Below are 9,795 nucleotides of genomic sequence, written 5' to 3' on the forward strand. Positions count from 1 at the left end.
GGCTTTTAGTTTCAATTTTCACTTCTTAAAAGAATAAAATAACTAAGACGTTTTTTGGGGGTTGTAAAAGTATCCAATGTTGTTTTCCACTCCTGACTGGTCCATTTCGAACCAAATTTTAGAATAGGTGATCCTTGATATTCTGGAATCAACTTTAACATTAATAAAGAAAAAGCTGATTTTATGAAAAATCAGCTTCTGCTTAAAAGTTTTTTATTTTCTTTGTTGCATAAATTTTAAAACCGAATATGAAAACAAGCCCCATTGCCAAGGCGGCTAAAGCGGACATCCATTCCCCTTTCACTAGCAGGACCAAACTGAAGACAAGGTCCTCAAATAATAGGAAATAGGAAATTAGTTTTATTACTGCAGATTCTCTCATTTTTGCTGGCAATGGATACAATGAGACCCATACTTTCCACTCATGTGCCTTCCAAACCGGAAGCAGTTGCAGGGCTGTCATGAATAAGAACATGAACGTAACAATCAAATGTGCAAATATGTTAGTGAATACACTTAAAATCACGGATCCCATGATCGTTAAACGAAAACAAAGTCCCACATAATCATTGGATCGCAGAAGGGTACGGGCGTAAAGATAGGTATAAGTTGACTTATCACCATACGGAATGAGTGCTAATAGCCAGTCCATCCATTTCCTTCTCGCTACCTTCCCTTTTAAATGAGGAACATCAGTAAACATGTTCGCTATTCGATAGAAGGAATTCATCCGTTTGTTTTCCAGTTCCACCAGCCGTTCCCACTTTAACACGAAACCTTTAGTCGCGCTTCGGTAATACATGTAAAGTGCTAACAATAATAAGAAGGTTATAAGTGCAAACAGTATATTTGCCCTTGAACAGATGAAATAAAGAATCACGCCATTAAGTAAAAAGCGGATGAGAGAGTCCCAATGGCTCACTGATGTATCCTGATATTTCAATACCAGCCAGCGCATGGTCAAATTCAAAAACTTCAAAATAAGCAAAACGGCCAGTATGATTCCAAGGTCCTTACCTCCTGCACCCGTAACCTTCGCATACATCGGTATCGATGCAATCAGGACAACCAGAAGAATAAAGCCCTGCATGACCCAGCTTAATATCAATGAATTCTTGAAATAACTTCTCAACTTCGTTTCAAGCGGAAGCAGGAATACCGTATCGGGTTCTTTCAAGAAAGTATTTATCGGGCTTCTGGATACAATGATCGATAAAACAAAGGCCATGATCAATGCAGCAGGAAAATCATTGTTTAACGTCTTCACCCAATCACTGTAATAATAAGCCAACCCACCCAGAACCAAAACCATGACAAAAACAAGATGGCCATTAAAAATATAACGAAGATATTTTTGCGTTTCATTTATATAGCCTAAATATCTTTCCTTCCAGAGATTTTGACTATTCATGACCGATTTCTTCTTTCGTCAATTGGATATATAAATCGTCCAGAGTTGCCCCTGGCATGGAAAATTGTTCACGAAGCTGCTCAAGATTGCCTTTCGCCCGAATCTCTCCATTATGCAGTATGATGAAAGAATCACAATACCTCTCGGCTGTCGCCAGAATGTGTGTAGACATTAAAATTCCCGCTCCGCTCTCTTTCATCTTCCTCATCAAATCAAGCAGGGATTGAATGCCTAGTGGATCAAGACCTACGAAGGGTTCATCGACGATATATAAAGACGGCTGTACTAAAAAGGCGCACATTATCATGACCTTTTGCTTCATTCCCTTTGAAAAATGGGCCGGGAACCATTTAAGCCTTTTCTCCATATGGAATTCCTTTAACAGAACGTCCATCCTTTCTTTAAATGTGGCTTCCGCCAAACCATGTGCCATGGCTGTAAGCTTTAAATGCTCCTCAAGTGTAAGCTCATCATACAAAATGGGCGTTTCTGGAACATAAGTGAATTGTTTTCGATATGTATCCGGGTCCTGAGCTAGTGTTTTACCATGAATCGAGACGCTTCCGCCTTTCGGCTCCATTAGTCCGATGATATGTTTAATCGTTGTACTTTTCCCAGCCCCGTTAAGCCCAATTAACCCAACCAGCTCATTTGGCTGAATGTCAAAACTTATTCCTTTTAAAACGGGCGTTTTCGTGTATCCGCCCACTAACTGCTTTATTTCCAATAAGGACATATAAACGATCCTTTCTATATAGAGGTTCTTATTTCCATTTTATCAAATTCTCCTGCTTTTATATAGTCGAGTGTTCCGGAACAAAATTTCCATAAATAACTAATTATATTTTTCCTGCTTGATGGCCATCATAAATAAGGAAGAAGGGGTTAGTCATTACGTGTGATTCACATCATATTGTAAATGAGGTGTCAGTTAAAGACGTATTATACTGAAATACCCATTAGGTTTATTACAAATGATTTACATCATATTGTAAATGAGGTGTCAGTTAAAGACGTATAAACTGAATTAAACCAGAAGCTTCATAACAAAAATCGTTTCGAGCAAGGAGATGGTTCTCTTGCACGTAAAAGCAGAAAAATCATTCAATAATTATCAATTATGCTTTAAAAGTTGATGAAACTTTAAAGATATAGGAGATGGTTGCTTTGAATGGAAAATCTCTATTTAGATAATAACCATATTTTACTACAATGTAGATGAGGTGTTTGTCGCAGAGAATTTATGCTAATGCGAATTTTGAAGCAAAACCCCCTTTTTCGACAGGCAGGGTGCAACTTAATGTTGCATCCTGTTTTTATATTTTTCCTTTTCTCAACGATTCAAGCTATGGTACGATTAACCAAATACATTAACTTTTAAAGGAGCGTTATTCATGAGCGATTGCATTTTTTGCAAAATAATCGATGGGGAAATTCCAAGTAGTAAAGTTTTCGAAAATGAACATGTTTTGGCCTTTCTCGATATCAGTCAAGTAACGAAAGGCCATACGCTGGTAATACCTAAAGTACATAAGGAAAATCTTTATGAGTTGACACCAGAGATTGCCAAGAACCTTTTTGAAGTGGTGCCGGAAATTGCCCGCGCCATGAAGCAGGAATTCCAACCTGTAGGCCTGAACCTTTTAAATAATAACGGTGAAGCTGCAGGGCAGTCCGTTTTCCATTTTCATATGCATTTAATTCCTCGGCATGGGGAAGGTGACGGCTTTGGTGCAGTTTGGAAAACAAATACCAGCGACTATACACCGGATGACCTGAAACAAATCGCTGACTCCATTGCACAGCATATACAATGAGACTGCAATAGCCTGTTAAGAAGGTTTCTTTCTCCTTTCGTTGCTTGAAAAAATGATCCCGAGTTGGTCCTCACTTTAAAGTGCAGGACCTTTTTACTTTGGTCTATCATTAAAAAACGGATTTAAAATTCTAAATTTTCCTCCAATTGAATTTAGTTTTCTGGTAGGATATATGAATAGTCTCAAATACTTTATCACATAGTCGCATAGGAGGAAAAAAATTGAAACGTGCACGTAATTTTAACGCTGGGCCAGCCGCCCTTCCTTTAGAAGTTTTACAAAGAGCCCAAAATGAATGGTTGAATATTGAGGATTCCGGTATGTCTGTCATGGAATTAAGCCATAGAAGTTCCGAATTCGAAAAGATTCATAACCATGCCATTCAATCATTAAAAGATCTTATGGAAATTCCTGAAAATTATGAAGTTCTCCTGCTGCAAGGAGGGGCAAGTCTACAATTTTCCATGATTCCCATGAACATTTTGAAAGATGGAAAAAGGGCAGATTATGTCCTCACTGGTTCTTGGTCGGAAAAAGCATTAAAAGAAGCCAAAAAGGTTGGTGAAACGGCCGTAGTCGCTTCATCCAAAGATGAAAAATATACGTTCATCCCTAAAGTGGAAGATATCAAATTGAATGACGATGCTGCCTATCTTCATATCACAAGCAATAATACGATTTACGGAACACAGTGGAAGGATTTCCCGGAAACAGGCAACATTCCACTAGTAGCCGATATGTCGAGTGATATTCTCAGCAAAAAGATTGATATTAGTAAATTCGGCATCATCTATGCTGGTGCACAAAAGAATCTAGGTCCGTCGGGAATCACAGTCGTTATCATCCGTAAAGATTTAATAACGGATAATGACAAAATCCCATCCATGATGAACTATTCGATCCATTCGAAAAATAATTCTTTATACAACACTCCTCCGACATTGGCCATTTACTTATTGTCCCTTGTGCTGGATTGGGCAAAAGATCAGGGCGGAGTGGAAAAGATTGCTGAAATCAACGAAGAAAAAGCAAAAGTCATTTACGATGCCATCGACGGCAGTGATGGTTTTTATAAAGGCCATGCCCTACCGGACAGCCGTTCATTAATGAACGTAACGTTCACGCTTCCGTCTGAAGAAGCTGAAGTGCAATTCCTTAAAGAAGTGAAGGAAGCCGGATTCGTAGGACTGAACGGTCACCGTTCCATCGGCGGCTGCAGAGCATCCATCTATAATGCGGTCCCTCTATCCCATTGCCAGGACCTTGCTGATTTCATGAAGAAATTCCAGGAATCGTATAAAGCGAAGGAAGCACAAACTCTTTAATTCAAACAAATATAACTTCTAAAAAAATAGGTCTTATGATATACTATTTTAAACTTCTTGCAACAAGCAATAGTGCATTGTTGAAGAAAAGCTGTTAGTTGAGATGAGAATAGGAGAGATGAGTAAATGAAAACGAAAACCCTTGTGTCACTGTCCCTATTAATCGGGATTGGGGCTGCCCTGCATTTTATCATACCTGGATTCTTCCTTGGAATGAAACCGGATATGATGCTGTTGATGATGTTTTTGGCGATTACCCTGTTTCCCGCTAAGAAGAATGTATTCATTGTCGCCCTGGCAGCAGGAGCCATCTCTGCCATGACAACTACATTTCCAGCAGGACAGATCCCAAATATCATAGACAAATTGGCAACAGCCTTTCTGTTTTACCTTTTATTCATCAGTCTAAAGAAGTTTTCAACATCCGTTGTCACCGTCAGTATCTTGACTGCCGTTGGAACATTGATTTCCGGCGCTGTCTTCCTTGGTTCGGCTTATTATATCGTTTCCCTTCCAGGGCCTTTCGTTGCACTTTTCGGAGCTGTTGTGCTTCCTGCCGTATTGTTAAATACAGTTGCGATGGTCATCATTTATCCAATTGTGAACGGCATCGTAAGAAAATCAAATATACCCATTAATGCTTAAGCAGCAGGATCATCATACCTAAAAAAGCACCGGACAGTCCGGTGCTTTTTTTTCCAATCATATGAATCTGGAATTCTAGTCAGAATCATCCTCCAATGGTCAATGAATCAATATCCACATAAACCAAATGAAAAGCAGTAAAACCCCGGGGAGACCCATAGCGAAGGCTCTAGCCTGGAGCACCCTCCTAGGCGGATAGATGCCAGGAGATTTAGCTTGCCTTAGAAAATACCCCATTCCGCACAGGCATACCAGGCCTAATAAAAAAATGATTTTCATTATTAACCCACCAGTGCCATCCAAGTTCCGACAGCTTGTTTTTATTATCTATATGCCGCTCTTCCCTTTATATGAAGCATTATTATTAAAGCTTCAAGTTATTTTTAAATATTATATATTTACTCTCTAAGTTTAAAAAAATATTTTTGTGATATAAAGATAAAATGGTCGATTCTCTTCCATAAGGATGAAAATTATGGTATTTTGATATCAATAGTATTTCTCTCCCTATTTATCATAATTTCCAATTGATGCAGCAGGGATTAAGACCATGGAAAGCGAAAACATATTATAAAATGAGGTGATCCTAATGAAAGCAAAATCATTACTAATTGGCTTTTTGACCGGAACAGTAGTAGCTGGTGCGGCAACCTTACTTTCGACACCAAGTTCAGGTAAAGACCTACGGACCCGCATCAAGACGAATACCGACGAAATTAAGGCTACAATTGATGAATTAAAGGTAAAAATGCAGAATATTAAAGATGACACGATGGAAGCTTCACAAATCAGCAAAGAAACGGTAAAAACATTCATTTCGGATGTTCAGGTCGTCATCGAGAACTGGAAGCGGGAAATCGAACCCAATAAGAATGAATTATTGAAGAACGTTCAGGAAATTGAAAATTCATTGAAAGAATTGGAAGCGGCCGCCCCTACTTCTAAAAATAGCTGACATCGTCACACAAGCTTGATTCTCCATTTTTCCCAATAAATTACATGATTTATTGGAGAAGAATGGAGAATTCATTAAAAAACTAAAATTTTCTAAAAATTTTGCAAATATTTTTCTTTATTAATTTTTATTTTATTGTCATAATAAATATATAGAATCTTATAAGTAGGTGAGCCCATAATATGCAGAATAAAAATTATTCTATGAAAGAAGCAATGATTTTTAGTCAACGAATTGCACAATTAAGCAAAGCATTATGGAAATCGATTGAAAAAGATTGGCAGCAATGGATCAAGCCCTATGATTTAAACATCAATGAGCACCATATTCTTTGGATTGCTTACCATCTTAATGGATCTTCCATTTCAGATGTTGCAAAATTTGGGGTCATGCATGTTTCTACCGCATTTAACTTTTCAAAAAAATTAGAGGAACGCGGATACTTAACATTTTCAAAAAAGGAAAATGACAAAAGGAATACGTATATAGAGATCACAGCGGAAGGTGAAAAAATTCTCCTTGATTTAATGGAGACATACGACCCAAGTAAGAACTCCGCTTTCTCGGGTGCACTTCCATTGCGTGAGCTTTATGGCAAGTTTCCGGATATGATTGAAATGATGGCCATCATCCGAAATATATACGGTGAAGACTTCATGCAAATCTTTGAACGATCCTTCGATAACATCGATCAGGAGTTTACGGACGTGGAGGGTAAAATCACAAAAAAAAAGATAGAGAAAGAAACTGAGCCAGTTTAATCTCATACTCTATCCATTTCCTTCATGAATGATACATATAAACCTTGTGAGATGCATGCATCAATGCATTCCTTTGTAGTTATTTTTGGATTAACCTTTCTTTCAAATTGATTAAAAAGCGGTCGAAAGTTCATATACCCTTCCGCTTTTTCTATTTCATAGCGTTTGCTCAAGATATCACATGTTTCCAATAATTCTTCCGCTTCCTTCTTCGTGAAATTTTTTTCCACAAATAGATAGTCCAACTTGGCCTCCGGATTGCGTATAAGGTTTAATAAAAGCCGTTGATGAAAACGGAGTATTTCCATTTCTTCATTTATATTTTTCATAAATCACTAATCCCCATTCAATCATTCAATTTAACATAAAAGACTTATAACCAATTTTTGATTTTTCACACTCGGTAATCCACCTGATCCCCATTTCAAAACCTGCCCATTGCATGCTTACTCACAAAAGTGATTTCATCTTAAACATAATCCAAGAATTCCATTGCTTTTTCCACCCATTCATCGTAATGTATGTAAGTATATTCAACAGCTTTGGAGGGCTGATTTCGAAATGAATTCGTGGAAAACAATTGACGTGGCAAAACAATATGGGAATTGCCGTCTGCTCTTTTTTTCAGTTTTTACTATATTGATGTCTTTTGTTCTGATCTATACATTATTAAGTGTCTTTTCAACCCATGTTATTTTGTATGGCGATCAAACAATGGTATTTTTTAGCCTATTCCTCTTATTATATCCTGTTCACAAACTATTACACTATTTACCTTTACGATTATTATGTAAAAAAGTGAAAACTTCATGGTCCTTGAAGTGGAACCTGGTGTTGACATGCAGAGTCAATGTGCATGATCCGATTCGAAAGCATCTTTATCTCTTGACCCTTGTGTTGCCTTTCGTCATTATGTCTGTCACATTGATTGGTTGTGCCCTTAGTTTTCCGCATTACATCCATTATTTCACTATTTTATTATCCCTGCACACCGGCTTATGCGTATCGGATTTTATTTATATAAAAAACCTTATTGGTTCCCCAAGGCATTCTTTTATCGAGGAACACCTCGAAGGATACGATATACTTATTCAAAAGTGATTCCTTATTCATTCATAATGATGACTGATAAGATTTTTAGGTATCTTTTTTCATTATAATTTGGTATCGTATTTATACATGATGTTTTGCAAGGAGGGATTTTAGGTTTTGATCTCGTTCTGGTTTATTATTTTTGCTATTTTGATCCTTTATAATATTAATAGAATGACAAACTCTTTATGCATTCAAAAGGAAATTGCTGAAGACCGGCAGCCTAAAGTATTCAGGACCATTAATGTATTAATTACTATTATGTTATTATCCTCCTATATTGAAATTTTGTATACGTAGAGATGAGCAACAAATGATGTCCATCATTTGTTACATACATTGGTGATACCCGGGGCATTATCCACATAAAGAAAAAGGGCGAAGCAAAAGCTTCGCCTTTTGTTTATGAGTTTAGCACCAAGAAGCTCCAATGATGACTAACAGGATGAAAAGAACGACAATTAGAGCAAAGCCTCCACCTATTCCTCCAGACATTGATCTTCCTCCTTTCCATTCTTAAGTAATTGTAATTTCATGCACACTCTTAAATCCGCCAAAAGGAATCCATTCCTTTCATAGCTTGAAAATCACTTAAATCTTTTTGTTGAGCGGCTACCCTATCCTATTCAACTCCATGGCAAAAGGAGTGGGCTCTTTCCATTAGTAATTTTGTAGCCGATTAGAAACAGGCTGATCCTACAATTATTAATAAAATGAATAACACCACTAACAAAGCGAAGCCTCCGTTAAATCCATTACCCATTATGCTACCCCCTTTTGTTATCCTCGATTTATCATATGTAATGGATTTATATCCGGGTAGGCGTACACCCATTTTTCAAAAAAATCTTATTCATACACCAATATATTATTTTTTGTAAAGTAACCAGAATATGTTATAGTTAATTTTGTGGAAATACGAAAAAATAGCAAACCAGAAACTTATAACTAGGAGTTGTTTTTATGAAGAAGTGGGCATTATCGATTGCTGTTACTGCAGGGCTGATCGGACTTACAGCATGCAACAGCGACAAGGAAGCAGTCGTGGAAACTAAAGCGGGGGATATAACCAAAGAAGAATTTTACAATGTAATGAAAGACCGTTATGGTGAAACCGTTCTTCAAGAACTTGTTTATGAAAAAGTTCTTTCTGAAAAATATACAGTAACGGATAAAGAAGTTAAAGCTAAAACGGACGAACTTAAAGCGCAAATGGGTGAAAATTTCGAAACGGCCCTGGCCTCTTCCGGATATAAGAGCGAAGCTGATCTTAAACGTGCACTTAAAATCGGCATGCTTCAAGAAAAAGCAGCCGTTGCCGATATAAAAGTTAAAGAAGCTGATGTGAAAAAAGCTTATGAAGACTATAAACCACAAATCAAAGCGAGACATATTCTCGTGAAAGACGAAAAAACGGCCAATGAAGTTAAAGCTAAATTGGACAAAGGTGAAGACTTCGCCAAACTTGCCAAAGAATATTCAACGGACACAGGCACAGCTGAAAAAGGCGGGGAGCTAGGCTGGTTCGGACAAGGTGAAATGGTTCCTGCATTTGAAGAGCAAGCTTACAAAATGAAGAAAGATGAAATCAGCAAGCCGATTAAATCCGATTATGGCTACCACATCATCCAACTTCTTGATACAAAAGAAAAAGAATCATACAAAGATATGAAAAAAGATCTTGAATATGATTTGAAAGTCGCTCAAATTGACCAAACTAAAGTTCAGGACATTCTGAATTCAGAAGTCAAAAAAGCGGACGTGAAGATTAAAGATAAAGATTTAAAAG

General features: G+C 37.3%; 14 protein-coding genes. 8 read left to right on the forward strand and 6 right to left on the reverse strand.

The window, feature by feature from the left end; all coding sequences use genetic code 11:
- Positions 1 to 202: 202 nt before the first annotated feature.
- Together AC1DVB_RS03960 and AC1DVB_RS03965 are read right to left on the reverse strand one after the other, a co-directional pair.
- Entirely contained in the window at positions 203 to 1,411 is a 1,209-nt protein-coding gene (locus tag AC1DVB_RS03960) for an ABC transporter permease (protein ID WP_477588231.1), read from the reverse strand.
- Positions 1,404 to 2,147 carry an ABC transporter ATP-binding protein gene (locus tag AC1DVB_RS03965; RefSeq protein ID WP_048677969.1) on the reverse strand — a complete coding sequence of 248 codons (744 nt, stop codon included), beginning with the start codon at positions 2,145 to 2,147 and terminating at the stop codon, positions 1,404 to 1,406. Before AC1DVB_RS03965 ends, AC1DVB_RS03960 begins: the two co-directional genes overlap by 8 nt.
- 658 nt (positions 2,148 to 2,805) lie before the next feature.
- Here AC1DVB_RS03965 and AC1DVB_RS03970 point away from each other — a divergent pair.
- The 3 genes from AC1DVB_RS03970 to AC1DVB_RS03980 all read left to right on the forward strand — a co-directional run bounded on the left by AC1DVB_RS03970 (position 2,806) and on the right by AC1DVB_RS03980 (position 5,198).
- Entirely contained in the window at positions 2,806 to 3,228 is a 423-nt protein-coding gene (locus tag AC1DVB_RS03970) for an HIT family protein (protein ID WP_057275801.1), read from the forward strand.
- A gap of 221 nt (positions 3,229 to 3,449) precedes the next feature.
- Positions 3,450 to 4,553, forward strand: coding sequence for a 3-phosphoserine/phosphohydroxythreonine transaminase (gene serC, locus AC1DVB_RS03975; protein ID WP_048677967.1), 1,104 nt, complete (start codon positions 3,450 to 3,452; stop codon positions 4,551 to 4,553).
- A gap of 126 nt (positions 4,554 to 4,679) precedes the next feature.
- Positions 4,680 to 5,198 carry a tryptophan transporter gene (locus AC1DVB_RS03980; RefSeq protein ID WP_063577111.1) on the forward strand — a complete coding sequence of 173 codons (519 nt, stop codon included), beginning with the start codon at positions 4,680 to 4,682 and terminating at the stop codon, positions 5,196 to 5,198.
- A gap of 99 nt (positions 5,199 to 5,297) precedes the next feature.
- Here AC1DVB_RS03980 and yhzF read toward each other — a convergent pair whose 3' ends face one another.
- Positions 5,298 to 5,477 (reverse strand): membrane protein YhzF, encoded by a 180-nt coding sequence (gene yhzF, locus AC1DVB_RS03985; protein WP_034314687.1) that lies wholly within the window; start codon positions 5,475 to 5,477, stop codon positions 5,298 to 5,300.
- Between the two features lie 310 nt (positions 5,478 to 5,787).
- Between yhzF and AC1DVB_RS03990 the strand changes: the two genes are divergently transcribed.
- Positions 5,788 to 6,153: a YtxH domain-containing protein gene (locus AC1DVB_RS03990; RefSeq protein WP_057275799.1), complete on the forward strand. Its 366-nt coding sequence runs from the start codon at positions 5,788 to 5,790 to the stop codon at positions 6,151 to 6,153.
- 182 nt (positions 6,154 to 6,335) lie between these two features.
- Entirely contained in the window at positions 6,336 to 6,914 is a 579-nt protein-coding gene (locus AC1DVB_RS03995; RefSeq protein WP_034314691.1) for an HTH-type transcriptional regulator Hpr, read from the forward strand.
- Positions 6,915 to 6,916: 2 nt separating this feature from the next.
- Here the strand turns inward: AC1DVB_RS03995 and AC1DVB_RS04000 are convergent, their stop codons facing one another.
- A complete protein-coding gene (locus AC1DVB_RS04000) occupies positions 6,917 to 7,243 on the reverse strand; it encodes a DUF1878 family protein (RefSeq protein ID WP_053534080.1) in 327 nt (108 codons plus the stop codon).
- 385 nt (positions 7,244 to 7,628) lie between these two features.
- Here AC1DVB_RS04000 and AC1DVB_RS04005 point away from each other — a divergent pair, with 385 nt between their 5' ends.
- Positions 7,629 to 8,015, forward strand: a complete 387-nt coding sequence (locus tag AC1DVB_RS04005; RefSeq protein ID WP_477588240.1) for a DUF3267 domain-containing protein — start codon at positions 7,629 to 7,631, stop codon at positions 8,013 to 8,015.
- 108 nt (positions 8,016 to 8,123) lie between these two features.
- A complete protein-coding gene (locus AC1DVB_RS04010) occupies positions 8,124 to 8,306 on the forward strand; it encodes a hypothetical protein (RefSeq protein ID WP_034314696.1) in 183 nt (60 codons plus the stop codon).
- A 111-nt stretch (positions 8,307 to 8,417) separates the two neighbouring features.
- Here the strand turns inward: AC1DVB_RS04010 and AC1DVB_RS04015 are convergent, their stop codons facing one another.
- Together AC1DVB_RS04015 and AC1DVB_RS04020 are read right to left on the reverse strand one after the other, a co-directional pair.
- Positions 8,418 to 8,501 carry a YjcZ family sporulation protein gene (locus AC1DVB_RS04015; protein WP_057275797.1) on the reverse strand — a complete coding sequence of 28 codons (84 nt, stop codon included), beginning with the start codon at positions 8,499 to 8,501 and terminating at the stop codon, positions 8,418 to 8,420.
- A 184-nt stretch (positions 8,502 to 8,685) separates the two neighbouring features.
- Positions 8,686 to 8,769, reverse strand: coding sequence for a YjcZ family sporulation protein (locus AC1DVB_RS04020; RefSeq protein WP_141242671.1), 84 nt, complete (start codon positions 8,767 to 8,769; stop codon positions 8,686 to 8,688).
- 200 nt (positions 8,770 to 8,969) lie between these two features.
- Between AC1DVB_RS04020 and AC1DVB_RS04025 the strand changes: the two genes are divergently transcribed.
- Positions 8,970 to 9,795, forward strand: an 826-nt coding sequence (locus AC1DVB_RS04025) for a peptidylprolyl isomerase (protein WP_477588234.1), incomplete at its 3' end; no start/stop codon positions are given.

Source organism: Peribacillus sp. P4_D6 (assembly GCF_056401795.1).